Genomic DNA, 24557 nt, shown 5'->3' on the forward strand with positions numbered 1-24557 from the left:
TCCTATTCCAAATTGGCGTGACGCGCTTTCATTTCTGCCTGTTTTTCTTTTGTGAGCTTGACAACAATGGCATCTAATAACAGATGGATGCTTTGGTCAAATTGGTTACCTAAAGGCTGAATCGTTTTTGGTTCGTCGGGCTTTCGCTGTTTTGTTGCTGCCGGTACAAACAAACATGTTTCGCAAAGATCGCCGAATTCTGTTTCCCGGTTTGCGGTTACAAGCATCACCTTGGCGCCAGCTTGCTTTGCTTTTTTTATAACCTGCCTAGCTGCGACTCCTGAGGCCGAGCCAGAAACGAGAAGCAGGACATCGCCTTTACCAATGCTTGGTGTAATCGTTTCGCCGACGACGTACACCTCGTAGCCTCCATGCATTAAACGCATAGCAATTGCTTTGCCCATTAGGCCAGACCGGCCGTCGCCGCTAATAAAGATGCGCCGTGCGTGTTTAAACCCTTGGGCAATCGCCGCCAGCTCTTCTTCCTTTGTGCAGGAAATAACCGTACTTATTTCCTCTACGCATGCTTGGGCCGTCTCTTTAAATGAGTCCATTTGTTCTTCCTCCTAGTATTCATTTAATAAACTTGGCAGCCATAACGCCACAGCCGGCACAAACGCAACAATTAAAATCGCCACAAGGATGACCGCTACATAAGGCAATAAAGCAACTACTGAACGGCTAACAGACAATTTCGCTATTGAACTTGCCAACAGCATACATAGGCCATAAGGCGGCGTAATCATGCCAACGGCCAAGCACATCACGATGACAATCCCAAAATGAATCGGATCGATACCAAGTGTTTGTGACGCTGGAAGGACGATTGGCACAAACAAAATCATTGCTGGAATGGCATCTAAAAACATGCCGACAAAGAGAAACAATAAAATGACAGCAAGCAAGAACAGGCCAGCACTTGAAAATGTCGAATCAAAAAATCCGGCAATCGCATCAGGTACACGGTAGTAGCTAAATAACCGCCCAAGAGCGCTTGCTGTCGCCAACGCAAACAACGTAAGAGAACTTAGACGGATCGTATCAAATATAATTTCCGGCATGTCCTTCCATTTAATGGTTTTGTAGACGAACATCGCTAAAATGAGCGCATACAAGCAGGCAATAATGGCCGCTTCTGTCGGCGTAACAAACCCACCGATGATTCCCCCTAAAATAATCAAAGGCGTCAATAAAGGCGGCACGCACTTTAGAAATTGCCGGCCAATTTCAGCGAGTTTAACACGCTCATGGCGGGGATAGTTTTGCCTACGAGAAACGAAGGCAACAAGAGCCATCATCGCCACGCCCATTAAAAGGCCAGGAATAATGCCGCCGATAAACATTTGCCCGACAGAAACACTTGTCACACTGCCATACACGACCATTGGGATGCTTGGCGGAATCAGCAAGCCCATTGTGGAAGATGCCGCTGTTGTACCGACGGCGGTTGACTTGCTATAGCCTTCCTTCATCATGCTTGGAATCAAAATTTTTCCGATGCCAGCTGTGTCTGCCTGTGCAGAACCAGAGATGCCGCCAAAAAACATCGACACCACAATATTAGCTTGAGCGAGACCGCCGCGAATGTGGCCGACCATTGAAACCGCCAATTGGATTAAACGCTCTGAAATTTGCCCTTGGTTCATAATGTTTGCCGCTAAAATAAAGAGAGGCACTGCCAGTAGAATAAACGATTCCACACCAGCAAACATCGTCTGTACAACAATTTGCAACGGCATGGCATCGAGAAGCCAGATGCCTACAAAAGCGACAATCCCAAGCGTAAACGCAATGGGTACCCCTAAAAACAAGAGCACAATAAACAACAGCACTAAAAAGAGACCGATCATGCCGCATCACTTTCCTTTTTTAAAGAATGGGCGCCAATGTCTTCCACAGCATTGCCAATGGCAAAGGCCAACATCGCAAATCCAGATACAGGAAGGACAAGCCACAAGTATCCTTGCTGTAGCTCCGGCAGCGTGTTTACTGTCCACTCCCAAAACAAGTGCGTCAGCTTAGAGCCGTAAACGACCATAGCAGCACCGAAAGCACCAATCAACACGTGGCTGACCAATTTGGTTAAAAGCAACGGCAAGCCGGCAAGTTTTTCATACAAATAATCAATTTTAAAATGTTCTTGATGGCGGACCATGACAGCAGCACCTAAAAATACCGTCCAAATAAATGCATATGTAGCAATTTCCGCTGCCCATAAAATCGTGATCCCCGGTACGTAACGCGATAGCAGCTGTAAAAATATGCACACGACAAAGCCGACAAAGAACACCGCCGCAGCACGCATCAGCACCCATTCTAGACTATTTAAAAACGCCTTCATGATTTGCGCCCTCCTTCTAATCCGCCAAGGAGCGGATTCTTTCATAAAGTTCGGTCGCGCCTAATTGCGCTGCTGCTTTCTCTCTTACTTCTTCTGTCTGTTCAATTAATGGGTCGGTGTCGATTTCCTGGACAATTGCCCCCTCCTCCTCCAGCCGCTCAAGGGACTGTTTTGCCAGTTCCTTATCTGCTTGGCGGGCAGCAACAGTCGCTTCCTCTGCCGCTTCATAGATCGCCTGTTGCTCTTCTTTAGAGAAGCGCTCCATTACAATGTCCGATGTTAAAAAGAAACGTGTCGTATAATCATGGTTCGTTAACGTCAAGTAAGGCGTCACTTCATGATGGCTCGATTGATAAATATTTGTAAAATCATTTTCCGAGGCATCGACAACCCGGTTTTGCAATGCTTGGTACATCTCATCCCAGGCCACACTTGTCGGCAGTGCCCCTAATGCTGTCCAACTATCCTGGATGGCAGGCGAGTCTTGCGTTCGAATGCTAACATTGCGCAAATCGTCTATATGAGCAAGTGGTGCTGGCCCATAGTATTGTCGTACTCCCGCTGTCCAATAGCCGAGCACTTGCAAGTTTGTGTCCCTTTCAATCAACTCGCTCATTTCTACGCCAATCTCGCCGTCAACAACGCGCTCCCAATGTTCATAGCTCGTGAACAAATACGGCAGCGAAAATAAGTCGACTTCACGCAATACTTGTGTCATAAACCCAGGCGAAATTACAGCCATATCAACCCCGCCTATGGCAATGCTTTGCAACAGCATATCCTCATTGCCGCCTAGCGAGCCATTCGTATGAAGTTCTGCAGTCACAGCGCCTCCCGTCTTTTCCTCAACTGCTTCTTTAAACGCTTGAAAACCGACTGCGTATGGGCTATTCGCATCTAGTTGCGTCGCCAATATTAGCTTTTTCGGATCACCTGGATCGTTGTCCGCCGTCTCTTTTACGGCTCCACAGCCACTAAGCAATAAGGTGGCTGTCGCCAACAAAAACAGCTGTTTTCTCACAAATGCCCACTCTCCTTCATTAACAAGATTGCCTGCACTTTAAGGTTGGCTGAAAGCGGTGAGTGCGAATTTCTGAATGTTTTTTGCCTCCATTGATTTCTTCCAGCAGTAGCTCAGCAGCTTTATGGCCCATCGCAAATGTCGGCTGAGCTACAGTCGTAATGGATGGATTAAAAAAGTCAGCAAACGTCACATCGTCAATCCCAATTAGTGCAATTTGTTCAGGAACATCGATTTTTTGTTGTTTGATCGAGCGCAGCAATTCATACAAAACTAGATCATTTCCGGCAATAACGGCTTCAGGCGGAGTTGGCAGTGCCAGCATGTCGGCAAGAAAATGGGGGGCTTCCTCTACTTGCCCCGCCGCAACATACGCTTCCTCATATTCGAGCCCTGCTTCACTAATTGCCTTCATAAAGCCGTCCCGCCGTTCCATTCGCGGGGTAATTTCCTCTAAAAGCGGTGGGAGCACTAAACCAATTCGGCGGCGACCACTTTCTGCTAATGCATGGACTGCCAAACGCATCGCTTCTTCATTATCGGCAAGCACAGCATTTACAGGGACACCGTGAATGAGTCTATCGATAAATACAAGAGGAAAATGAGCAGCGACGAGTCCATTAAATAACTCCTTATTGTCGCTTGTAGGAAAAACGATCAACCCATCAACTTGCTTTGCCCGCAACATCTCCACGTACTTTTTCTCTTTCTGGGGGTCGTTATCTGCATTGCAGACAATGACATGGACATCATAGGCATGACATGTATCTTCAATCGCACGAATCACTTCAGTAGAAAAACTATGGAGTATATTGGCGACAATGACGCCAATCGTTTGCGTTTTTTTCTGCCGCAAACTTCTCGCCACCGCATTTGGGCTATAGCCTAACTCATGAATCGCCTGTTCGATTCGGCTCTTTGTTTCTTCGCTCATATAGTGGTAGCGTTTGTTGAGAAATTGCGATACGGTGCTTTTTGATACACCTGCAAGCTTTGCTACGTCTGCCATTGTGACGCTGGCCATTCAATTCCTCCTTTACTAAACCGATTTAGTAGTAAACTTAATTGCATTCTAACGTTTTGTAAGCGCTTTTTCAAGTGAAAATATAAAAGTGCCTATAAAAAAGTTTTTCTTTATAAAAAATTACTTTGACAGACAGAGCAATTAATAGTACGATTACTCCATCAGATAGTACTCTATGAAGAAGAGTAATTTTCATTTTTATTGATTCGCTAAAAAGAGGTGATCCAACTAAATGCGCAGTGATGTATTGAGGGGCCATATCGACTCAATCGTGCTTAGCCTATTAGCAACGAAGGATAGTTACGGCTACGAAATTTCAAAAGAGATCGCCCGTAAAACCGATGGCCGCTTTGAAGTAAAAGAAGCTACGCTTTACGCCGTCTTCCAACGGCTGGAGAAAAAAGAATTGATTGTATCTTATTATGGCGCCCGCTCTCATGGAGGCAAGCGCAAATATTATTCCATAACAACGTTAGGCAAAGCGTATTTGCGCGAAATAACGGTGGAATGGAATGAACTAAAGTCAGTCATTGACCTATTTTTGAAGGGAGTTTAGTGATGAAAACAATCCGCAACCACGTTGACCATTTATTCCGCGATGTGCCAGAAAACGAGGAAACTTTGTTAATGAAAGAAGAAATTATCGAAAATCTAGAAGAAAAAGTCGACGACCTCATTCGGGAAGGAAAATCACAAGAAGATGCCATCAATAAAGCGATTGTGGAGTTTGGCGATATTTCCGAAATCGAGCAAGCCTTTCAGGAAGAAGAAAGCAAACCGGCTCCACATTGGCTAAAAAAGTCGCGAGCGCGCTTAAATCTTGAATTCTCTTTGTGGGGAAGCGCCTTGCTTATTGCACTGTTCGCTTTCATTAATTATTACTATACCCCTACTGTCATCTGGTTCGTTTACCCTACGTTTGCCGTGCTGTGGTGGCCGCTCTCACTCTTTTTCCATTGGCGCAAACAGAAAGGCGGGCACCAATGATCGTTCTTTTTAATTTGGCGGCTCATGTGTTTATTGGCGTTCTGTTTCTTATTAATTTCTTGACCACCCCTGGAGATTGGTGGGCCCTGTATCCAGCCGGACTACTGTTATTAAGCTCGCTCAGCATTATGCTAGATAGAAAACTGGGTTATAAGCTTTATGCCTTCACAATGGCGACTGCATTCATCGTTTATTTAAGTTTTGTCAATTGGGTACAAACGCCCGATTATCCTTGGATCTTGTATATTTGTTTCCCATTATTATGGTGGCCCCTTTCCGCCTTTTTTGGCCAAGCGAGCCGCTCGCTCTTTTTCGCAAGCATGGCGTCAAGTTCCATGATCCTATATTACATTCTCCTTAATATGTTTTGGGAAACCGGCTTTCCGTGGGCTCTTTTCCCGGCATTCATCCTCCTATGGTGGCCTTTGTCTATAGGCGTTGCCCGCCGCCCGCTTGCTTACGGGGTCCTGGGAACGCTCCTTTCATCTGTTTTTTTCATTGCTATGAACTGGATCACGACACCTGAAGCCATTTGGGCCATTTACCCGATCTTTGCTCTTATTTGGTGGCCGATGTCCATCGCTCTCTACAAAAAACCATTCGCCTTCTCACTGGCTGGCTCTGCCTTGCTCATTGTGTTTTTCGTAGCCGTCAATGTGTTGACAACACCCCTTACCCCTTGGGCGGTGTTTGTGATTTTTGCCGTTTTATGGTGGCCACTTGCTATGTACGTTTACTGGCATAAACAGAAAAAGCGCCATTCGTTTTAGCAAAAACAAAAAAAAGAGGCGTCCGCCTCTTTTTTTGCTAGGTTGCCGGCCAAACGACTGGGCGCAGTTCTTCTTTGCCCGTTAAGTTTGCAATAAACTGAACCAGCAACTCAATTTCTTGTTCCATATCTTGTTTCGAAACGACTTCACGGGGAGCGTGCATATAGCGGAGTGGCAACGATACGAGCGCAATCGGCACACCCTCGCCTGTCAAGCGCATGCGGTCAGCATCGGTGCCTGTGTTTCTAGGGGTCAGCTCGTATTGGACATCAATGCCTGCCTTTTTGGCTGTACGTTCAAGCAGCGCATTGATGTTGCGATTAATGGGCGCTCCTTTTGCCAACACTGGCCCGCCGCCGACTTTCACATCGCCGTATTTTTTGGCATTCACTGTCGGATAGTCCGTCGCAAAAGTGACGTCAAGGGCGATGGCGAGATTAGGCTTAATCCCTGCTGCGGCGAAGTAAGCACCGCCCAAATTGGTTTCCTCGTTAACTGTGCTGACAGCATACACGCCGACCTGAGGGCGTTTTTGTTGGAGGCGCCGCAATATTTCGGCAACCATAAAGGCACCGCTCCGGTTATCCAACCCCCTTGCGCTTAATCGGTCGCCAAGCAAATCGATTGCTCCATGGCTATAAACGGCATAATCGCCAATTTGTACATAGGCTTTTATTTCTTCAGCCGAAGTAGCCCCGCAATCAATGAAAAGGTCATCGAATGAAAAGTTATCGCCCGCGCCGCCATGGTGTTCTGCATTGGTGCCAAACACGCCCGTGACGTTGCCATTGCTGCCAAGTATCGTCACTTCCATGCCAAGTGCTGGTTTATGGCTAATTCCCCCTAGTTTTTCAACGTATACAAAACCATTTTCATCAATCGCTTTGACTAAGAAGCCAATTTCATCGCAATGCCCTGCCAGCAGGACATTAAATGGCGCCCCAGGGTTCAGCGCGGCAATTGCATTTCCAGCTTCGTCCGTATAACACGCATCAGCAAATGGCGCAACGTAGGTAAGCCATTTCTTTTGAATTTCTGCTTCTAGTCCTGACGGGGAGGGCGTGGATAGCAACTGATGTAAAAATTGTTGTGCTGAAGATTCCATGAAAGCCTCTTCCTTCCTAATAAATAACGATCTTTTTTCATTTTACTAAATGCGAACGTTAAAAGCGAATAGGCGAATCGTAAATCTAGTGAGTCGTTTGTTGAATAACGTGCTATACTACCAGTGGAACAATTACGTGATGAGGTGAACGTATGGTAAGCCGTGTAATGAAAGGTCTTGGCGGGGTATTTGAAGGCCTTTTGGCCATCCCCTTTTTTGGTGGACTGTTTATCCTATTGTCAGGTTACTCGCCTTTATGGTTCATGCTTGTCTTTCATATTGTCGGCCTTCTGTTGGCCGTTGCCTCGAACCGTGGCAAAGCAGGGCATATCTTTGGCATAGCGACATCGGTGATTGGCTGGATCCCGTTTCTGGGCTGGCTCTTCCATGTCATTACCGCCATTATATTGCTCATTGAAGCTGCAGTGGACCGCTAGCAAGGACTTTATCTGTACGAAAAAAAGGAGGGGCCCCCTCCTTTTTTTGTTACAAACTTTGCGCGTAGCGTCTGCTTAGCTTTTTTTGATGAGCCGCGAATACATCTTCCAACGTAAGGTCGTAATGGCTGGCAATCATGCTAATATTGCCAAGCACATCCCCTAATTCCTCAGCAAGCTGGCGGCGGTTCTCTTCCATGGTGGCAACTGTTTCATCTGGCCTGTCACGGCCAATTTCCAGCGCTCGGATTGCACGGGCAAGCTCTCCTGTCTCTTCCGACAAAAACCCCATGCGAATAAAGATTCCTAAATCGGCCCAGCCTCGTTTCTCATAATAGTTCGCTACCCAGTTTTGAAATTCGTTGCTATTCACGTCACTACCACCCCATATTTAGATTACAACTCACATTATAACACTAAATATAGTGTCCAGGCTGTAGTCGTGCCATTATTGACAACTTCGTTCTAGTAAAAGGATGGCGTGTGTGAGCACAAGATCATAGACTTCTATTGGAATCGTCGATTTTGCCAATATTGCTCCCTGCGTGTACTTCAGCGCCAACCGCTACTTGTTCCAACTCCTCACTGCCTGAACCATCCGTCAGTTGAGGCACCACAAGAAAATAAGCAGCAGTTAAAAAGATGACTGCGAACACGACAAGCTGGCTAAAAAACCAAACAGCGCTCTTGACTGCTTGTTTGTCCCTCTTTGGCTGTACAATTGGTTGTGTTCCATCGCCGCCAGAACCTGCTTTTCCGTTTTCTTGCTCCTCGTATAAGGATGGGGCAAGGGAGCGCATTTCTTTCAATTCTTGCTTGTGTGCTTCTTTTTCTTCTTTGGAGAGCTTATTAAACCAGTTAATGTAGTCTTCGTACTGTTTAATGACTTCGTTTTTGTCGCCGAACTCCCGGACTTCGCCATTATGAAGCCATAACACCCGGTCAGAGAGATTTTTGATCTCTTTTATATTGTGGCTAATGAACACGATCGTTTTGTTTTGCGCTTTAAACTCATCAATTTTGTCTTTGCATTTTTGGTAAAACGTTTTGTCGCCAACGGACAATGCTTCATCAACAATTAATATATCGGGGTTTGTATGGGCAGAAATGGCAAACCCTAAACGGGATTTCATCCCTGACGAATAACTTTTAACTGGCTGGTCAATAAAATCGCCAATATCGGCAAATTCTTCGATTGCTGGCATCAGCTCTTCAATTTCTTTTTTGCTAAAACCATGCATTAAACATTTTTGCTCAATGTTTTCGTAGCCATTCAAATTTTTGTTTAAGCCGACATTAATGGCGATCAATGATGTTTCACCATTCACCGTCATTTCGCCTTCCGTTGGCGGGATGACGCTAGCTAAAATGTTGGATATCGTCGATTTTCCTGACCCATTTATGCCGATGACACCGATTGTCTCGCCTTCATAGACTTCAAGGTTTATATCTTTGAGGGCATAGAAGTCACGGTGCTGCTCACGGGTTTTCGGAAAGAACATCGCCTTTAACTTCTCGGTGTTGTTCCGATAAAGCGTATATTTCTTCGATACGCCCGTTAATATCATTTTCGGGTTCATATTTGCCTGCCCCCTTTATAAATAGTCGACAAAGCTGTTTTTAAATTTATAGAACACATGGGAACCGATGAAGCCAATTAACAAAATTCCAGACCAGAAAAAGGCCATATACGTCAAATCTTCATAAAACCAGCGCCCACCGATAAAGGTGTCCCGGAACCCTGTCATAATGTAATAAAATGGATTCATCTGCAAAATTGCCAACAACTTCTCTGGCATCGACGCCGGCACCCAGACAATTGGCGACAAGAAAAACAGCATCCGCATGCCTGCTTGTAAAAAATTATAGTAATCACGGATGACCGTCGCTATCGTAGCACTAAACAAGGTAAATACATATAGGAACGCGTATAAGCACAACAAGTAATAAGGCAGCTGCAACAAATAAGCACCCGAAAAAACCGAGTAAATCACCAACACAATACCAAGAACGCCAAGCATGACAAAAAAGCTAATCGAATTACCGACAATAACAATTGACGGCAGCACGCTGACAGGAAACTTCATTTTTGACACCATATTGATTTTTTTGTGTATGCTATTTGACGCTTGCAGTACAGTAGGACTAATAAAAAACCATGGGATTAAACCGCATAAAAGCCAAACAAAAAACGGCGTGTCCCCCACATCTTTCCCTTGGCGAATCCCTAAACCAAAGATCACGAAAAAGACAACGACTTGCATGAGTGGGCTAAACAGTTGCCAGAGCGCCCCTAAGTAATGAAGCTGGAACTTGCTCCTCTGCTCAAATGCAGCGAGGCGGAAAATAAGATGTTTGTTGTCGTATTGCTCTTTCAGCAATTGAAAAACAGCCTTCATAGCTTGTACTCCTTGATGGTAAATTAGCTGCACTTTTAGCAAAAACGCGTCAGCCAAGCTTTAAAACAATGTTCTGGCCTGTTTGTCAGTGCGCTATATTTATAGTCTTCACATCCCTATATAATACCATCTACAAATCTCGAGCGCCATTATTGAAATCCGACAAAATTGCGGAAAACAAGCGCCTAGTTTGGACAATCATAAAAAACAGTGCTTTTGACATAGCACTGTTTCGAATGCAGCGCTTCGCTGCATGTTCCGTTAACGAGCCTTTTTATCGGCATCTCCCTGTGTTCAATAAGCATACATCATCCACAAGCCAATGTCAGAAAAACCAATTCGCTTATAGATAGCGCCTGCAGCTGGATTGTCATAGAACAAGCACGGCTCCTTGCCTTCAGCGATCAAGTCGCTACAAAGCCTGGCAACGCAAGCACTCGCAAAGCCTTTTTGTTTGTGCGTCTTTAATGTTGCCACGCCAACAATCATGGCTGAAGCGGAATTTTCCGCAGTCGTTGATGCGCTAGAGACGATCTTCCCTTGGTCTTTCACATAAATCGCTCTTGCAAAACCAGTTTGTAAATGTTGGCGCTTTGTCTCTACATTCGTAGGCAAAGAGTCAGCAAACTCAGGAATTTGATCTAAAAATGTTTGTAAGGCTTCTGCATCGTCAGGCGTCGCTTTTTCCAGTTTAACCGGAATATCCGCTTCGTTGTATTCGACACGGGTGCATTTCGCATAATACATTTGCCGTTTTTGTTTATACGCAGGCAAATAAGTTGCCACTTCCTCACAAACAGATTTCAACCCAGACATCCGTTTAAACGAGTCGTCATTGATCATAATGTTTGCGAAAGCTTCTGCCGCAAACGGCTCTTTCCCATAAGGAATGTACGATTCATAGTATTTTAGCAAAACCGCGTTTAGCTTGCCTGTTTCATCAAATTCCCCCCACAGACGCTGGAAATCGGTTTCAAAGCCAAACGCCTCTATATCGCCAATGATAAATAAGTTTTCGGCCGCTTGCTGTTTCAAAAATGTTAAACAATGTGCTTTATCGTCTTGTGTTAACAATCGAATCATCGCTTTTCCTCCCCATACCGTTTTGTCTATTATAAGGAAAAATCGTTTATCCGATAAGAAAAAGTCCAATAGTCTATAAGTTGGATCAAACTCATTGCCAAACGCGTTTTTGTCCTACCTGCTCATGCATGAAAAAAGACAGCCGTTACATAATACTAGGGAGGTGAAGCGAATGGAGAATCAATGGCATGCGACGACAATTGACAATGTAGAAAGTGCGTTACATACAAATCAAACGACTGGGTTAGAAACAAAAGAAGCAAATCGGCGCTTGCATGAAAATGGACGCAATGAATTGCCAGAGAGAAAGAAAGACTCAGAACTGAAAAAGTTTATCCTGCATTTTAACGATGTGTTAATTTATGTTCTTCTTGCCGCCGCCCTTATTACTGCTTTGCTTGGCCATTACATCGATACAAGCGTCATTCTCCTTGTTACGATCATTAATGCTTTTATTGGCTATATTCAAGAGAGCCAAGCGGAAAAAGCGCTATCTGGCATTAAAGCGATGCTTAGCTTAAGCGCGAACGTCCGCCGCAACGGAGAGCGCCTTGAAATGGAAGCGGCGGAAGTCGTTGTCGGCGATGTCGTTGTCTTAAGCGCTGGCGATAAAGTGCCAGCCGATATCCGTTTAATAGAAGCACACAACCTTCGGGTTGAGGAGTCGGCGCTCACAGGCGAATCGACGGCTGTTGATAAACAAACAGATGTTCTTGATAGAGATACTGTGTTAAACGACCGCACCAATATGGTATTCTCGGGCACGTCCGTCGCCGCGGGAAGTGGCGTCGGCATTGTCACGGCGACTGGCCCGGCAACGGAGCTCGGAAAAATCAATGAAGCAATGGCTGCTGTTGAATACACACAGACACCGCTCTTGCGCCAAATCGCCGCGTTTGGAAAAACAATTGCTCTTTTTGTCGTTGGCATCGCCGTCGTCATGTTTTTATTCGGCTACCTATTCCGCGGCTTTGCTGCTGGGGAATTGCTTTTATCGGTCATTGCCTTGGCAGTCGCCGCGATTCCAGAGGGATTGCCTGCGATTTTATCAATCATTCTAGCTATCGGCGTCAAACGGATGGCTAGACGAAACGCGATTATACGCAGCCTTCCTTCTGTTGAAACGCTAGGCTCTGTGTCTGTCATCTGTTCTGATAAGACGGGGACGTTAACAAAAAATGAAATGACGGTAACAACCGTAGAAACGACCACAGGCAGTTACTCGGTGACAGGAACGGGCTACGCCCCTGACGGCGAGATTGTCCCTAACGCTGAGACAGGCAATGAAGCGAGCCCTGTGCTAGAGCGCTTTCTTGCTTGCGTCCAAACATGCAACGATGCCAGTTTGCGCCAAGACGACGATGGGCAGTGGACAATTGACGGCGACCCAACGGACGGGTGTTTTTTAACACTTGTACGTAAAACGACATTGGACTTGCCTCGTTATACAGTTGTTTCGAAAATCCCCTTTGATTCTGAGTACAAATATATGGCCGTATTAGCAGAAACAAACGGCAAGCGCGTGCTCTTTGTAAAAGGCGCTCCTGATCAAATTTTCGCCATGGCCGAACAAAACAGCGACGTTCCGTTTGACCGGGTTCATTGGGAAAAACAAATGTCTGCCCGTGCCAATTCTGGCGAACGCGTACTTGCTGCAGGATACAAAGAAATGCCTGCTCAGGCAGACTCCATCGGCCATCATGATTTAGCTAAAGGAGTGACGTTTTTAGGTTTGGCCGGTATTGTCGATCCGCCAAGAGAAGAAGCAATAGCCGCCGTCCAGGCATGTAAAAAAGCAGGCATTCAAGTCAAAATGATCACAGGTGACCATGGAGACACGGCCAAAGCAATCGGCAAACAACTTGGCATCGGCGACGGGGCAAAAGCCCTTACAGGCAAAGAGTTGGATCAAATGAGTGATGAAGAACTAGACGAAGCGGCTACGAACACCCACATATTTGCGCGGACAAGCCCGGAGAATAAATTACGGCTTGTCAAATCGCTGCAAAAGCAAGGGCATATTTGCGCAATGACAGGAGACGGCGTCAATGATGCTGCTGCCTTAAAGCGGGCTGATATTGGGGTAGCGATGGGCATCAAAGGCACAGAAGTGACAAAGGATGCAGCAAAGATGGTTCTTGCCGACGACAATTTCCAAACGATTGTCCATGCTGTTGAAGAAGGACGCCGCGTCTACGACAATGTCAAAAAAACGATTCTCTTCATTTTGCCGACGAATGGAGCAGGGGGGATTTTAATTGTCGCGAGCATTTTTCTCGGTATGTCGATGCCGCTTACCCCTGTACAAATCCTTTGGGTCAATATGGTTGTCGCTATTACCGTTTCCCTTGGCCTTGCTTTTGAACAACTAGAACGAGGCGCTATGCAACGCCCGCCTCGAAATCCAAAAGCAAAGTTGCTTTCCCCCTATTATCTTTTCCGGATTACAGCCGTTTCGGCTATGATTGGCATTGGCACGCTTTGGATGAATCATTTTATGCAAACGAGAGGCTACGAAGGCAGCACGCTACAAACGATTATTTTGCAAATGTTTGTCATGGCGCAACTTTTTTACATGTTTAACTGCCGCAGCGAATTGGACTTTGCCTTCAATCGCAGCTTCTTCCAAAACAAAGTTGCATTCGCTGTCGCCTTTCTCTTGCTTCTATTGCAGCTTGCCTTAACGTACATTCCGTTTATGAATACGGTCTTCCAAACAACGCCACTAACCGTCGGGCAGTGGGCGATTCCAATTTTAATGGGTTTGTTTGTGTTCACTGTCGTAGAAATCGAAAAGCGGATCACAAAAACGCTGTCGCAAAACTCTAGGTAAGTCCTAGAGTTTTGCGACAGCAACAGGTTTTTCGAGCACTTAGGTGTCGGGATGAGGTCATGCAAGAGAATCAACGATCTCTTTCGATTTGACTGCCCCAAATCGCGACACCTTCATCAGATAAGGCCGTAAAGGTCAGCATTTCCCTATTGGACACTGGGTCCCATTGGCGGATGAAAACGCCGTTATAGGTAGCGCCATTGATTCGCAACTCTACATCGTAATCGCCTGTTTTTTCCCACGTTCCTGTCACAGCGCCTGAAAGTTGCTTGTTCGTCTCTAAACGGATGGTTGTGGACTCCTTGATGTCAGCCGTGATCTCCTTGCCATGATTAATGAACTTGTAGTCACCAACTACGTCTTCGTCTTCTATTTTAGCCAATGATTCCCCTGTATAACGGTAAGGAGCTATGACTGGCCAACCTTTTTCATTCATCACCATTTGGTGTACACGAATTTCGTGTATTTCTCCCCGCCCAGGGAAACGGGTATGGAAAAAGAGAAAGACCTTTCCTTTTTCTTCATCATAGAAAACAGAATTGTGCCCAGGGGAAACGTAGCCTGTTCCCAAACTTGAACCTATTTCACCTGGCTCACGTTTAAAGAAGAAATTGCCCATTTGTTTGGCGCCAAATGGCTCAATCGAAGCATCATCAAAAAATGTGCCTGGTGCCCCTTTCGCGTCGCTCATGAAACGCCCTTCTGCATCGACATAAGGCCCCGTCGGCTGTTTTGCTCGTGCTACACGCATATTATAGCCACCCGTCGCATCTAGCCCGCCAAAAGTCAAATACAGATAATAATAGCCAGTTGTGTGGTCATAATGGATGTAAGGGGCCTCAATCCGGCTATGGTTCCCGCCTGTTAAGTGAGTGCCGTACCCTTGCCCAGGCAGCGGAAATCCCGTGTCCGCGTCCATTTCCAAAATAAAAATTCCTCCCGAGTAAGAGCCATAGACCATCCAAAGCTTCCCTTCATGATCGAAGAATGTGTGGGGGTCAATCGCATTTGGGTGAACATTGGCATCGTAAATGGTTCCGTCTGGGCTTTCTTCTCCCCACATTCCTGACTTCAAAAACACGCCCAAATTTTTATAAGGACCTTCAATGTCATCGGCCACGGCAACCCCTAATGCAGACCTTGGGGCGTCCCCTTGGCACGCATTGTAATACATATAATAACGGCCATCTTCAAGCTGGATCACATCGGCCGCCCAGAGCGTATCGCTGTTTGCCCATTCAAATGCTTCTGCTAGTTCCTCATAAACATTTGGGATTAACGGATTGCCATTGTGGACATGAGTGGAGATTTGCTGCCAATTCAATAAATCACTTGTTTTCGCTGAAGCCAAATGAGAACCAAATACATAATACATCCCGTCTGCTTGAATGACGGAAGGGTCATGGACAGACGCTTCTGTAAACGTCGGTGCACCGCTTATTAGTCGTTGTTTGTGAAACGCCTGGTTCTGTCGGCTGTCACCTGCTTGTGCAGGAGTGGCAATCGCCAAGATGAACATAAACGCTAGCAAGCTACTGAACAATCGCTGTTTGCCCATTCTCACTTGCAGTCCTCCTCAAATAAATTGGTCGGCACCGTTTCGTTTCTGACTTCATTACGAAATTTCATATTGGACGTGAAAACTTACCATTTTCCGCCGTCTGGATGGGGACAACCTTTGTTTTGAAGCCTGGCAACGTACTGGATCAACATTCCACTATGCCGGCACGTTGTTTCGTACACTAACGCTGAACATTGGCCGCATTGGCTGAGGCGCCGGAAATACTCCGCTGTTGTGGCCAAAGGCTCGTTTTCCCGCTCGCCATATTCTGCAATAAGCCGCTCCAAATCACTTGCGGTTAATCGCACACTTGCCTTACAGCCTTTACAAGGCGGTTCATTCATCATTGGCTCCCCCTTTCATGCATGTTCATAGCCTTTTTTCAAATCAGGGGCTTCCCTTTATTGGAAGCCCTGATTTATAAAGATTTACGGCCTGATTGTTAATCGCAAAACAGAAGAAGGAGGAACATCTAGCTTCAGTTCCTGTCCACTGACAGATGTCGGCCCATACGCCACAGGCTCGACTTTATTCGGTTGTTCAAATGTGTTATGCGCATTTAACTCATTTGCTGTTAGCAGTTCGCCAGAAACGTTAGCAGCAGACAGCGGCTTCTCTATTCCTTCAAGTTTGAGCGCTAGTGATGCAGCATGGTTTGGATCAAGGTGGCAAATACTAATATGAATGGCTCCGTTGCTATCTTTTGAGGCTGTAGCTGTAATGGCTGGCAGCTCTTGCTCATCGTAGCGATACAAACCGGCATCTGTTTTGACTTCTAGCCTCGTCGCATCTTGATGGACTTTATACATATGAAACACATGGTAAGTTGGCGTGCGTAGCATTCGCTCTCCTTCGGTTAAAACCATCGCTTGGAGCACATTGACCATTTGCGCGATATTTGCCATGTGGACGCGGTCGTTATGCTCGTGGAAGATGTGGAAATGGACGCCCGCCACCAACGCATCACGAATCGTGTTTTGCTGGTATAAAAAACCTGGATTTGTCCCTGGTTCTACATCGAACCACGTTCCCCATTCATCTACGATTAAGCCTACGCGCTTTTCGGGGTCGTATTGATCCATGATTGCTGAGTGCCTCGTCAGCAAATCATCCATACGAAAGGCTTTTTTCAATGTTTTAAACCATTGCGACTCATGCTTATCTAAGGCTGCGCCTTTTTCATTCCAGTTATCACCTGGCACCGTATAGTAATGCAAGCTTAACCCGTCCATTAACTGGCTCGCTTCCCGCATTAACACTTCCGTCCAGTGGTAATCGTCAACATTGGCTCCACCGGCAATTTTATAAAGCTTGTTGTTGCCGTAATTCCTAACATACGTTTGATAACGACGATAAAGGTCAGCGTAATATTCGGCTCTCATATGACCGCCACAGCCCCAGTTTTCGTTTCCAACGCCAAAGTACGTTAAACGCCACGGCTCCTTTTTGCCATTCTCTGCACGCCAATTTGCCATTGGCGATTCGCCGTCAAATGTCATGTATTCAACCCATTCTTGCATTTCTTGGACCGTTCCGCTGCCAACATTTCCGCAAATATAAGGTTCAGCCCCGAGCAGTTCACACAACCGCAAAAATTCATGGGTGCCAAAGTGATTGTTTTCAATGACACCGCCCCAATGGGTGTTGACCATCCGTTTGCGGCTTTCTCTTGGGCCGATGCCGTCCTTCCAATGGTATTCATCGGCAAAGCATCCCCCAGGCCACCGCAACACCGGAATATTGAGCTCTTTCAAGGCTTCAAGCACATCAGTGCGAATTCCGTCTGTATTTGGGATGGAGGAGTCCTCACCAACCCAGAGGCCTTCGTAAATACAACGGCCTAAATGCTCTGAAAAATGGCCATAAATATGCTTGCTAATCGTTCCTCGTTGTAAATCTGTATACACTTTTACTTCTCGTTCCATGTTTTTCAGCCTCACTTTATCAATAATGGATGAAATCGCCGCCATTTGGCACCGCTTTCAAAAACTTGTACGAATAATCTAGCGGCCAGCAGCATTGTCATAAAGAAATGTTCCACACCATTTTAAACACTTGGCCTTAAACAGCCGTTCAGCCCTATCGTTTTCCCTCCCCTTTTACGGAACAATACAAAATAGTGCACCTCCTCACACCTCTTTACGTTCATATTCCTTTAGCCACCTTTTTATTTACTTTTTATGGAAAATATTCAATTTTATCTTTAGTTTAAGTGTGTGTGAAAATACCGTCAATAACTCGATAAAAGAATGTTACAAATTTATATGGATAAGATTCGTTTTAGTTCGTTTTGTTACTATCGTTCCCAAGGCCGTTTGGATTGACTTTCGCCAAGCATTGCCTTAGCCTTTTTATCAAAAAGGATACTCGAATGAGCGGATAGGAGAAACGAAGATGAAACGACAACTGCCTACTTGTGCCTGTGCGCTGTTATTTATGATTGCAGGCTGTACCCCTTCTGGAACAAGCCCGGAAGCAGATGATGGGATTCATGTGATGGCGGCAGCGAGTTTGACGGATGCATTAACAAAATTAGAGTCTATGTATGAAGAACAAACAGGGGAAACACTTGTGATGAACTATGGTTCGTCTGGAAAGCTGCGGCAGCAAATCAATGAAGGCGCACCAGCAGACGTGTTTCTGTCGGCTTCTGTTGCAGATATGGAACAAGTGGCCAATGCCGACAACCTTGTTGACTCAGTAAATCTACTTGAAAACAAGCTCGTCCTTGTAGCTGCACCTGAAGTTGCCGACAGCCTTAGCGAATGGGATGACCTAACGAGCGCTCAATTGCGGGGCCTTGCCATCGGACAAACGGAAACAGTCCCTGCCGGTCAATATGCGAAACAATCGTTAGAAACGTTAGGAATGTGGGATCAACTCGAAGAATCCTTCATTTTTGGCAGCGATGTCCGCCAAGTGCTTACCTATGTTGAAACCGGGAATGCCGATGCTGGCCTCGTCTATCAAACGGATGCGGAAACATCGGATCAAGTGACGATTGTGGCAGAAGCTCCTGAACACTCACACGAACCGATCTATTACCCAGTCGGGCTCATCAACGACAATGAAAAAGCTCGCCATTTTTATGAATGGCTGCAAACAGATGAAGCACTCGCCGTCTTCGAGGACTTCGGCTTTTTAGGAGCTTCCTAATGGCTGCAGAAGCATTTTGGACACCGATTTTCGTTTCCGTTCGTGTCGTATTAGTGGCGGGAGCACTTGCTTTTGTGGCTGCGCTCGTGGCAGCTGCTTTCCTTAAAAAAAGGCGTTTTCCAGGCAAGCTTGCCTTAGAGACAGCATTGATGCTGCCCCTCGTCTTGCCGCCTACAGTGATTGGCTTTTTGCTGCTTGTTTTGTTTGGGCGCCGCAGCTTTATCGGCGCATGGTTTGAATCACTATTTGGCCAGCCCATCGTCTTTACTTATTTAGCAGCTGTCATAGCCGCTGCCGTTGTCGCGTTCCCGTTAATTTATCAAACGTTCGTCAACGGCTTTGAAGCAGTCGATAGCGACTTAGAAGAGGCAGCCCGGCAAATGGGGGCAAGCGAATGGCAAGTTTTTTGGAATGTAACGTTTCCCTTATCTTCCAAAACAGTCGTGTCAGGGGGAATGCTCGGCCTTGCAAGAGCACTTGGCGAGTTCGGCGCTACCATGATGTTTGCCGGCAGTATCGAAGGCGTCACACGAACGATTCCAACAAGCATCTACATAGCAACAGAATCAGGAAATATGGTTTTCGCCTTTTATTGGGTTGCGTCTATTATTGTGTTCGCGTTTTGCCTGTTGGCGGCAGTACAGCGGTTAAAAGCAAAAAGCTAACCATTGATCGGTTAGCCTCATCCCAGTTTGTTATTATCGTCTAGTGCTTCTTCACTTATCGATGCTGTCTCATGAGAACACACACCGAAGTCTAGTAAAAAAGAACGGTTCGCTCAGCCTTGGTCATCAGTAGACAAGGCTTTATGAGCCGAACAATTTTTCTTTTAGCGCATAGATCACAGCTTGCGTCCTATCTTCCACTTCTAACTTGGCCAATATATGGCTAACATGGGTTTTTACCGTTTTAATCGTTATGTAAAGCTCTTCACTAATTTGTTGGTTGGTCTTCCCTTCCGACATGAGCTTTAAAATTTCCAATTCCCGTTTTGTCAGGGCTTGGTGTAACGGGACATTGGCGGTAAAAGCTGAGATCATTTGCCCTTGTACTTTGGCATCAAGCACCGACTCGCCATTGTATGTTTTTCGGATCGCTTCGGCAATTTGCATCGCACTAGACGTTTTTAACACGTAGCTCGTAGCACCTGCCTCCAGTACAGGACGGAGCTTGTCACTGTCCACAAAACTTGTCACTACGACGATTTTTGCCTGAGGCCAGTTTGCTTTGATCTGTTTGGTGGCTTCGATCCCGTCCATTCCATCCATAACGAGATCCATTAAAATGACATCTGGCTTTAACTGAAGCGCCAACTTAACGCCTTCCTCGCCATTGGCCGCCTCTCCAGCGACATGGAGGTCTTCCTGGGTCGACAAGAACGCCGAAACCCCCATCCTCACCGTTTCATGGTCATCAACGATTAGCACTTGGATCATCCTCTTCTCCTCCTTTTACGATCGGCACCTTGACCTCGACGCTTGTGCCCTGGCCTGGAACGCTAACAATCCGCGTTGTCGCGCCAATTTCTTCCGCTCGTTCTTCAATGCTGTTTAGGCCATAGCCACCTGTGTGTTCTTTGCGGTCAAAGCCTACCCCATCGTCTGTAATCTTTAAAAGCGCAAATTGGTCAAACTTGTCGTAGTACAAGCTAATTTCTTTTGCCTCAGCATGCCGCAAGGCGTTGGCAATCGCTTCTTGGGAAATACGGAAGAGCTGATCCTCAATGCCTGGTGAAAGGGGAGCGTCGGCAATCCGTACAGAAAATGATAGCGGATGCTTTTCGGCAAGGCTGTCTACGAGCTGTTCGACGCCTTCTTTAAAGGATTGGTCTTCCAATTGGATAGGCCGTAGTTGCAATAGCAAAGCGCGCATGTCATTTTGGGCGTCATTCACCACTTTTTCAATTTGCTCGCACCGTTTTTGCAGTGCTTCTATATCTTGATTTTTCCCATTTACAGCCGCCGATAAGAGCATCGATGCCGCATACAATTGTTGCGAGACCGAATCATGGAGTTCACGGGCGATCCTATTTCGTTCTTGTGATACGATTTCGCTTTTTAACTGGCTTTCTTTTTCAGCCCATTGTTCCATCAATTTTTGTGAGCGATCTGCCTGCTTGCTCATCCGTCGTTCCATGTCAATAATCAAACTGCTCGCCTCTTTAAAATCGGCAGACATCTGACCAGCTTGTTCTCGCCCTTTTTCCATATGGCCATCACTTAATTGTTGCAATGCCCCGCGAATATCATTCATTCCCCGCTTCCAAATGAGCATAGCAACAACGTAAACAAGGATCGCAATCAACGTAAAAATAGCAACAAGCCACAATACAGGGGGAACATTGTAAAAAATAGGATCAATTTTTACAAATGACTCCCAATGAAATAGCCCGATTGTAACAAAGTACCAGCTAATAAACCCAGCACAAACAGCCAAGATGCAGAATGTAAGGACGCCTACCTTTTGCATTGATTTCATCGGTAAATCACCTCAATATCTCCTGCGACAAGGGATGTGTAGATCCGCAGCTTCCGCGGCGCCTCATCATATTGACTATTTTTAATGACGACATTTTGGTTAAAGCCCGTTTCTTCGTGGTCAAATACAACCGTTTGCCCGAAGATAGCGGAATGCTCAACAGATACGCCTGCATCATAAGGGACATACAGCTGAATACGGCCGATAAACCCGCGAACGATCACAATCGTGTCTCCTACTGGCAACACGGTATTTTCAAAATGGACATTCGTAGTACCAATGCCCGAAAGAATATTAATATTATCACTGCTAAAAACTTGATCTTCAGCACGCTGATCGCCAAAGATCAAGTTTTTAAAAAACAGCGCTTTTTTTTGCCGCACAGCTTCACCCGTTGGTTGATCGCCAATGTTGACATTCACCCGTCGCGGTTTACGCATTTTTCCCCAAAACAAATAAAGTGAATAAAAGAGCAAGCCGTATAGTGTAATGATAAAAAACGTAGAGGAGAACAACGTGAACACAAACATGATGATCCCGATATAAAAAGCAAAACGCCCTTTTCTGCGGCTCATTCGCTTTTGCCCATAATAAATAAAGCCTGCTGCAATGATTAGCATAATGAGTGGTCCAACACTTAATACCAATTCTAGAAGGGCAGCAACCAGCAAGGCAAAGAATATATAAGCAATAATGTCCGTTCGATTCTTTTTCATTTCTTTGCTCTCCCTTCTAAAAAATGGCCCGCCTGCTAAATATAGGCGGGCTCGTTTTATGACGCTATAAGACGGTAGACATTCGTTCGCGTCTTTCGTTGGTTGACAACCTCTATTATACTATAAGGCTTTACGGTGCAACATCGCTTTTTTTATCTAATTGCTGCTTTAATTCCTCAATTTGCGCATCAAAACTAGGTTGTTTCTTCAGTGCTGCCGCTTCACTCTCTTCAGTTTGCTCGTTCTCGTCTTCTTCATACCCATCAAGATCGCCGTTCTCCTCTGCATAATACGTCCATTTTGCCACATTTTTTTCAAGCTTGGCTTCTTCCGTGCGAGCAATAAAATCAAGCTGCATGCGGCGGATTTTTTTGCGGAGAAATTCCAACTCCCGGCCTCGTGCTTCTAATTTTTTCACTCTTTCTTTTTGCTCTTCGTAGGAATCACTGTATTCACTTGCAAGTTCTTGATAAGCTGCCAATTCACTTTGTGCTTGAGCGATTAATTCTGCCACCCCGGCATTTTCAGCGATTTCTAATTGCTCCGCCCGTTTGCTGGCCATCTTTTTGGCGTCTTGCCACTCTTGGTAAAAGTAACGTTCTAGTTTACGCTGCTTTTCAATCGATTGTTTCCATAATTTCAACTGCTTGTCGAGTTTTTTTGATTCAGCTTCATACTTGCCATCATCTGTTTGAAAAGGCTTGTCGTTACGATCAAGCACATGTTCAATGTCAGCTTGCACTTGTTCTTTTAGCTGTTTTAAAAAAGACATGTCGTTTAACTCTCCTTTGTTTTCTATATTAAACCTCGAAATCATATTCCTTCATTTCTTTCCATTTCTCATAAAGCTTGACTAGCAAATAAAGAGCACCGACACCGATGATTCCTGGCAAGCTGCCAACCGCAAGGCATACGCCAATAAGCAAAATCACCCACCAGAGCACTTTCATAATTGTTTGGTTGTTTAGGGCAGCTTGGCGCCAACCAAAGTATGCCAATACTGCGCCTGCGCCTAGGCCAATGATCGCCCCTAGCGATGATAGCACTATGATTGCAAGCACAATGGCTGCAACGACCATCCATCCACGTTTTGTCAATGTCGTTCACCTCCTTTGGTGTAAGTTCTGTCGTCCATACATTTATTGTAGACAGTTGCGCCGTTTGGCAAAACGAGCGGCAGATTGAACTTCGTCTGCGACTAGAGGCTGAGACACGAATCAACTTTTTAAGGACACCCATTTACGAGACAGAAAAAAACACTGTATGGAATCACACAGTGTGAAAGCAAATGAACACATACTAGATAAGAATCGAGCCATTCGGCAAAAACCCCATTAGACTTCTATCTATCAGCATTTGTTTGTTTATGGCAAAACGTGCGAATGTACTGCTTGCCTTGCCTATGCAAAAAACGGAATCGTACATATAGTACTAGCATAGAACAGAAAGGGGGAATAAAACATGAGCTTTTACAGCTACTCAAGCAACTTTGAAGATTTTTCCCATAAACACAAGAAACACAAAAAGCACGATAGGGACGACAGACACGACAAGTGCGATAAGTGTGACAGGCACGACAGACACGATAAGTGCGATAAGTGCGATAAGCATGATCGACACGATCGACACGATCGACATCACAGGGACAAATGCGATTGCCATTCTTTCTTTAAACACATTGCCCGTGGCCAATTTGTCGTTGTCTTTCTAAAAGGCGGAGGCTGCGTCCGTGGCGAGTTTGTTGATGTCCGCAAAAACTTAGTGTTCTTAGCAAATTGTGACTGCCACAAAAAATCAAGAATCGTAACCATTTGTTGCGATGACATCACTGCTGTCGAAACGTAAGCAATCTTTAGGGCTTCTTGGCATTTGCCAAGAAGCCTTTTCTTGAGTGAATGAAATAAGCGTTTAACTTAGCTAGGATCACGGTGGGAACAAACTCTAAGTGTGCTAACCTTTTCCCTCTATGCATACAATGACAAAAAAGGGAGGAGTGTACATGAATACGTCCGTGTTGCAGTCACCTTCATTGAATTTAGCAGGCGACTCCACAAGAACACTTAATTACCAACGAGATCCGCAAAACTATATTACTCAGTTGTTTGCTGCCCAACTTCCCGCCATCCCCACGGGATTTTTTAATGTCCATATGAGCGCAGGCATTGTGATCACGCCACATTGGCATACGAACGCCTCAGAGCTTGTATTTGTCATTTGCGGCAAAGTACAGGCATCTGTTTTTAATCCATTCTCCCAAAAGCTGCTTACATACGAGCTTGTTCCTGGGCAAGCGGTCGTCTTGCCAAAAGGGTGGTTTCATTGGATTGTCGCTTTAACAGATGGAACTCATTTACTGACGATTTTTGATAAACCGACACCTGATATCGTCTACGGTTCTGACTTCCTTCGCTTTACGCCGGGCAGCATGATGGAGCTTGCTTATTGCGTCAATGGCAACGCCTATGAAAACGTAGTGGCACCGATTCAGGAATCGGTCATTCTAGGGCCGCCGACATGGTGCAACGAGAAAGGGCAGCATCCGAAAGGAACCGCCTCATACAAGCATTACTATACAGAACACCCTCAACCGCAAACATACCGATACTAATCACGTTTGTTTTACAAAAAAAGCCTGTTAACCGCCGT

At 45.7% G+C, this 24557-nt stretch carries 27 protein-coding genes; 8 read left to right on the plus strand and 19 right to left on the minus strand.

The window, feature by feature from the left end; all coding sequences use genetic code 11:
* Window positions 1-2 precede the first annotated feature (2 nt).
* The 5 genes from hxlB to BUC05_RS15440 are packed head-to-tail and all read right to left on the minus strand — an operon-like array spanning window position 3 to window position 4386.
* Window positions 3-554: a 6-phospho-3-hexuloisomerase gene (gene hxlB / locus BUC05_RS15420; RefSeq protein WP_011248193.1), complete on the minus strand. Its 552-nt coding sequence runs from the start codon at window positions 552-554 to the stop codon at window positions 3-5.
* Window positions 555-566: 12 nt separating this feature from the next.
* Window positions 567-1850 carry a TRAP transporter large permease gene (locus BUC05_RS15425; protein ID WP_095335897.1) on the minus strand — a complete coding sequence of 428 codons (1284 nt, stop codon included), beginning with the start codon at window positions 1848-1850 and terminating at the stop codon, window positions 567-569.
* Window positions 1847-2341, minus strand: coding sequence for a TRAP transporter small permease (locus BUC05_RS15430; protein ID WP_011248195.1), 495 nt, complete (start codon window positions 2339-2341; stop codon window positions 1847-1849). Before BUC05_RS15430 ends, BUC05_RS15425 begins: the two co-directional genes overlap by 4 nt.
* Before the next feature lie 16 nt (window positions 2342-2357).
* Window positions 2358-3362: a TRAP transporter substrate-binding protein gene (locus BUC05_RS15435; RefSeq protein ID WP_073305297.1), complete on the minus strand. Its 1005-nt coding sequence runs from the start codon at window positions 3360-3362 to the stop codon at window positions 2358-2360.
* Between the two features lie 19 nt (window positions 3363-3381).
* Window positions 3382-4386, minus strand: coding sequence for a LacI family DNA-binding transcriptional regulator (locus BUC05_RS15440; protein ID WP_073305299.1), 1005 nt, complete (start codon window positions 4384-4386; stop codon window positions 3382-3384).
* A gap of 232 nt (window positions 4387-4618) precedes the next feature.
* Between BUC05_RS15440 and BUC05_RS15445 the strand changes: the two genes are divergently transcribed.
* The 3 genes from BUC05_RS15445 to BUC05_RS15455 are packed head-to-tail and all read left to right on the plus strand — an operon-like array spanning window position 4619 to window position 6143.
* The gene (locus BUC05_RS15445) at window positions 4619-4942 is read left to right on the plus strand and encodes a PadR family transcriptional regulator (protein ID WP_011248198.1); all 324 of its coding nucleotides are present in this window, start codon (window positions 4619-4621) and stop codon (window positions 4940-4942) included.
* Window positions 4943-4944: 2 nt separating this feature from the next.
* Entirely contained in the window at window positions 4945-5373 is a 429-nt protein-coding gene (locus BUC05_RS15450) for a permease prefix domain 1-containing protein (protein ID WP_035203098.1), read from the plus strand.
* Window positions 5370-6143: a hypothetical protein gene (locus BUC05_RS15455; protein ID WP_050748995.1), complete on the plus strand. Its 774-nt coding sequence runs from the start codon at window positions 5370-5372 to the stop codon at window positions 6141-6143. The genes BUC05_RS15450 and BUC05_RS15455 overlap by 4 nt, the downstream gene beginning before the upstream one ends.
* A 37-nt stretch (window positions 6144-6180) precedes the next feature.
* Here the strand turns inward: BUC05_RS15455 and BUC05_RS15460 are convergent, their stop codons facing one another.
* Window positions 6181-7248, minus strand: coding sequence for a M20/M25/M40 family metallo-hydrolase (locus tag BUC05_RS15460; protein ID WP_035203101.1), 1068 nt, complete (start codon window positions 7246-7248; stop codon window positions 6181-6183).
* 152 nt (window positions 7249-7400) lie between these two features.
* On the opposite strand from BUC05_RS15460, the gene BUC05_RS15465 reads away from it, so the two are divergent.
* Complete coding sequence (locus tag BUC05_RS15465) at window positions 7401-7685, plus strand: hypothetical protein (protein ID WP_011248202.1); 285 nt, start codon at window positions 7401-7403, stop codon at window positions 7683-7685.
* A 49-nt stretch (window positions 7686-7734) separates the two neighbouring features.
* Here BUC05_RS15465 and BUC05_RS15470 read toward each other — a convergent pair whose 3' ends face one another.
* The 4 genes from BUC05_RS15470 to BUC05_RS15485 form a co-directional block, all read right to left on the minus strand.
* The gene (locus BUC05_RS15470; RefSeq protein ID WP_035203103.1) at window positions 7735-8058 is read right to left on the minus strand and encodes a MazG nucleotide pyrophosphohydrolase domain-containing protein; all 324 of its coding nucleotides are present in this window, start codon (window positions 8056-8058) and stop codon (window positions 7735-7737) included.
* 124 nt (window positions 8059-8182) lie between these two features.
* Window positions 8183-9265, minus strand: a complete 1083-nt coding sequence (tagH, locus tag BUC05_RS15475; protein WP_073305302.1) for a teichoic acids export ABC transporter ATP-binding subunit TagH — start codon at window positions 9263-9265, stop codon at window positions 8183-8185.
* A gap of 15 nt (window positions 9266-9280) precedes the next feature.
* Window positions 9281-10084 (minus strand): ABC transporter permease, encoded by an 804-nt coding sequence (locus tag BUC05_RS15480; RefSeq protein ID WP_011248205.1) that lies wholly within the window; start codon window positions 10082-10084, stop codon window positions 9281-9283.
* Between the two features lie 294 nt (window positions 10085-10378).
* Window positions 10379-11167 (minus strand): GNAT family N-acetyltransferase, encoded by a 789-nt coding sequence (locus tag BUC05_RS15485; protein ID WP_035203108.1) that lies wholly within the window; start codon window positions 11165-11167, stop codon window positions 10379-10381.
* A 172-nt stretch (window positions 11168-11339) separates the two neighbouring features.
* Between BUC05_RS15485 and BUC05_RS15490 the strand changes: the two genes are divergently transcribed.
* Complete coding sequence (locus tag BUC05_RS15490; protein ID WP_073305306.1) at window positions 11340-14000, plus strand: cation-transporting P-type ATPase; 2661 nt, start codon at window positions 11340-11342, stop codon at window positions 13998-14000.
* Between the two features lie 70 nt (window positions 14001-14070).
* On the opposite strand, the gene BUC05_RS15495 is transcribed toward BUC05_RS15490, so the two are convergent.
* The 3 genes from BUC05_RS15495 to BUC05_RS15505 form a co-directional block, all read right to left on the minus strand.
* Window positions 14071-15558, minus strand: a complete 1488-nt coding sequence (locus tag BUC05_RS15495; protein WP_073305308.1) for an arabinan endo-1,5-alpha-L-arabinosidase AbnB — start codon at window positions 15556-15558, stop codon at window positions 14071-14073.
* 86 nt (window positions 15559-15644) lie between these two features.
* Entirely contained in the window at window positions 15645-15905 is a 261-nt protein-coding gene (locus BUC05_RS15500; protein ID WP_235360753.1) for a hypothetical protein, read from the minus strand.
* Window positions 15906-15989: 84 nt separating this feature from the next.
* Window positions 15990-17486 carry an alpha-N-arabinofuranosidase gene (locus BUC05_RS15505; protein ID WP_063608533.1) on the minus strand — a complete coding sequence of 499 codons (1497 nt, stop codon included), beginning with the start codon at window positions 17484-17486 and terminating at the stop codon, window positions 15990-15992.
* A 469-nt stretch (window positions 17487-17955) separates the two neighbouring features.
* Here BUC05_RS15505 and modA point away from each other — a divergent pair, with 469 nt between their 5' ends.
* A complete protein-coding gene (gene modA / locus BUC05_RS15510) occupies window positions 17956-18717 on the plus strand; it encodes a molybdate ABC transporter substrate-binding protein (protein WP_073305310.1) in 762 nt (253 codons plus the stop codon).
* Window positions 18717-19382 carry a molybdate ABC transporter permease subunit gene (modB, locus tag BUC05_RS15515; protein WP_063608508.1) on the plus strand — a complete coding sequence of 222 codons (666 nt, stop codon included), beginning with the start codon at window positions 18717-18719 and terminating at the stop codon, window positions 19380-19382. The genes modA and modB overlap by 1 nt, the downstream gene beginning before the upstream one ends.
* Window positions 19383-19523: 141 nt before the next feature.
* Here the strand turns inward: modB and BUC05_RS15520 are convergent, their stop codons facing one another.
* The 6 genes from BUC05_RS15520 to BUC05_RS21550 form a co-directional block, all read right to left on the minus strand.
* Window positions 19524-20153 (minus strand): response regulator, encoded by a 630-nt coding sequence (locus BUC05_RS15520; protein WP_011248213.1) that lies wholly within the window; start codon window positions 20151-20153, stop codon window positions 19524-19526.
* Entirely contained in the window at window positions 20131-21195 is a 1065-nt protein-coding gene (locus BUC05_RS15525; protein WP_011248214.1) for a sensor histidine kinase, read from the minus strand. The genes BUC05_RS15520 and BUC05_RS15525 overlap by 23 nt, the downstream gene beginning before the upstream one ends.
* The gene (gene liaF / locus BUC05_RS15530; protein WP_011248215.1) at window positions 21192-21911 is read right to left on the minus strand and encodes a cell wall-active antibiotics response protein LiaF; all 720 of its coding nucleotides are present in this window, start codon (window positions 21909-21911) and stop codon (window positions 21192-21194) included. Before liaF ends, BUC05_RS15525 begins: the two co-directional genes overlap by 4 nt.
* A gap of 130 nt (window positions 21912-22041) precedes the next feature.
* A complete protein-coding gene (locus BUC05_RS15535; RefSeq protein ID WP_073305313.1) occupies window positions 22042-22683 on the minus strand; it encodes a hypothetical protein in 642 nt (213 codons plus the stop codon).
* A gap of 28 nt (window positions 22684-22711) precedes the next feature.
* A complete protein-coding gene (locus BUC05_RS15540; protein ID WP_011248217.1) occupies window positions 22712-23008 on the minus strand; it encodes a lmo0954 family membrane protein in 297 nt (98 codons plus the stop codon).
* A 382-nt stretch (window positions 23009-23390) separates the two neighbouring features.
* A complete protein-coding gene (locus BUC05_RS21550; RefSeq protein WP_167369583.1) occupies window positions 23391-23573 on the minus strand; it encodes a hypothetical protein in 183 nt (60 codons plus the stop codon).
* A gap of 337 nt (window positions 23574-23910) precedes the next feature.
* On the opposite strand from BUC05_RS21550, the gene BUC05_RS15550 reads away from it, so the two are divergent.
* The gene (locus BUC05_RS15550; RefSeq protein WP_244153320.1) at window positions 23911-24519 is read left to right on the plus strand and encodes a cupin domain-containing protein; all 609 of its coding nucleotides are present in this window, start codon (window positions 23911-23913) and stop codon (window positions 24517-24519) included.
* Window positions 24520-24557: the final 38 nt, after the last annotated feature.

Origin of the sequence: Shouchella rhizosphaerae (assembly GCF_900142675.1) — a bacterium.
Classification (GTDB): Bacteria; Bacillota; Bacilli; order Bacillales; family Bacillaceae_D; genus Shouchella; species Shouchella rhizosphaerae.

What these genes read in the sequence shown, in the direction of transcription:
- hxlB (WP_011248193.1), bottom strand. Translation starts at nt 554, where the DNA reads ATGGACTCATTTAAAGAGACGGCCCAAGCATGCGTAGAGGAAATAAGT.
- BUC05_RS15425 (WP_095335897.1), bottom strand. Translation starts at nt 1,850, where the DNA reads ATGATCGGTCTCTTTTTAGTGCTGTTGTTTATTGTGCTCTTGTTTTTA.
- BUC05_RS15430 (WP_011248195.1), bottom strand. Translation starts at nt 2,341, where the DNA reads ATGAAGGCGTTTTTAAATAGTCTAGAATGGGTGCTGATGCGTGCTGCG.
- BUC05_RS15440 (WP_073305299.1), bottom strand. Translation starts at nt 4,386, where the DNA reads ATGGCCAGCGTCACAATGGCAGACGTAGCAAAGCTTGCAGGTGTATCA.
- BUC05_RS15445 (WP_011248198.1), top strand. Translation starts at nt 4,619, where the DNA reads ATGCGCAGTGATGTATTGAGGGGCCATATCGACTCAATCGTGCTTAGC.
- BUC05_RS15450 (WP_035203098.1), top strand. Translation starts at nt 4,945, where the DNA reads ATGAAAACAATCCGCAACCACGTTGACCATTTATTCCGCGATGTGCCA.
- BUC05_RS15455 (WP_050748995.1), top strand. Translation starts at nt 5,370, where the DNA reads ATGATCGTTCTTTTTAATTTGGCGGCTCATGTGTTTATTGGCGTTCTG.
- BUC05_RS15460 (WP_035203101.1), bottom strand. Translation starts at nt 7,248, where the DNA reads ATGGAATCTTCAGCACAACAATTTTTACATCAGTTGCTATCCACGCCC.
- BUC05_RS15465 (WP_011248202.1), top strand. Translation starts at nt 7,401, where the DNA reads ATGGTAAGCCGTGTAATGAAAGGTCTTGGCGGGGTATTTGAAGGCCTT.
- tagH (WP_073305302.1), bottom strand. Translation starts at nt 9,265, where the DNA reads ATGAACCCGAAAATGATATTAACGGGCGTATCGAAGAAATATACGCTT.
- BUC05_RS15480 (WP_011248205.1), bottom strand. Translation starts at nt 10,084, where the DNA reads ATGAAGGCTGTTTTTCAATTGCTGAAAGAGCAATACGACAACAAACAT.
- BUC05_RS15485 (WP_035203108.1), bottom strand. Translation starts at nt 11,167, where the DNA reads ATGATTCGATTGTTAACACAAGACGATAAAGCACATTGTTTAACATTT.
- BUC05_RS15490 (WP_073305306.1), top strand. Translation starts at nt 11,340, where the DNA reads ATGGAGAATCAATGGCATGCGACGACAATTGACAATGTAGAAAGTGCG.
- BUC05_RS15495 (WP_073305308.1), bottom strand. Translation starts at nt 15,558, where the DNA reads ATGGGCAAACAGCGATTGTTCAGTAGCTTGCTAGCGTTTATGTTCATC.
- BUC05_RS15500 (WP_235360753.1), bottom strand. Translation starts at nt 15,905, where the DNA reads ATGAATGAACCGCCTTGTAAAGGCTGTAAGGCAAGTGTGCGATTAACC.
- BUC05_RS15505 (WP_063608533.1), bottom strand. Translation starts at nt 17,486, where the DNA reads ATGGAACGAGAAGTAAAAGTGTATACAGATTTACAACGAGGAACGATT.
- modA (WP_073305310.1), top strand. Translation starts at nt 17,956, where the DNA reads ATGAAACGACAACTGCCTACTTGTGCCTGTGCGCTGTTATTTATGATT.
- modB (WP_063608508.1), top strand. Translation starts at nt 18,717, where the DNA reads ATGGCTGCAGAAGCATTTTGGACACCGATTTTCGTTTCCGTTCGTGTC.
- BUC05_RS15520 (WP_011248213.1), bottom strand. Translation starts at nt 20,153, where the DNA reads ATGATCCAAGTGCTAATCGTTGATGACCATGAAACGGTGAGGATGGGG.
- BUC05_RS15525 (WP_011248214.1), bottom strand. Translation starts at nt 21,195, where the DNA reads ATGAAATCAATGCAAAAGGTAGGCGTCCTTACATTCTGCATCTTGGCT.
- liaF (WP_011248215.1), bottom strand. Translation starts at nt 21,911, where the DNA reads ATGAAAAAGAATCGAACGGACATTATTGCTTATATATTCTTTGCCTTG.
- BUC05_RS15535 (WP_073305313.1), bottom strand. Translation starts at nt 22,683, where the DNA reads ATGTCTTTTTTAAAACAGCTAAAAGAACAAGTGCAAGCTGACATTGAA.
- BUC05_RS21550 (WP_167369583.1), bottom strand. Translation starts at nt 23,573, where the DNA reads ATGGCAATCGCATTTGTCCCTGTGATGTCGATCGTGTCGATCGTGTCG.
- BUC05_RS15550 (WP_244153320.1), top strand. Translation starts at nt 23,911, where the DNA reads ATGAATACGTCCGTGTTGCAGTCACCTTCATTGAATTTAGCAGGCGAC.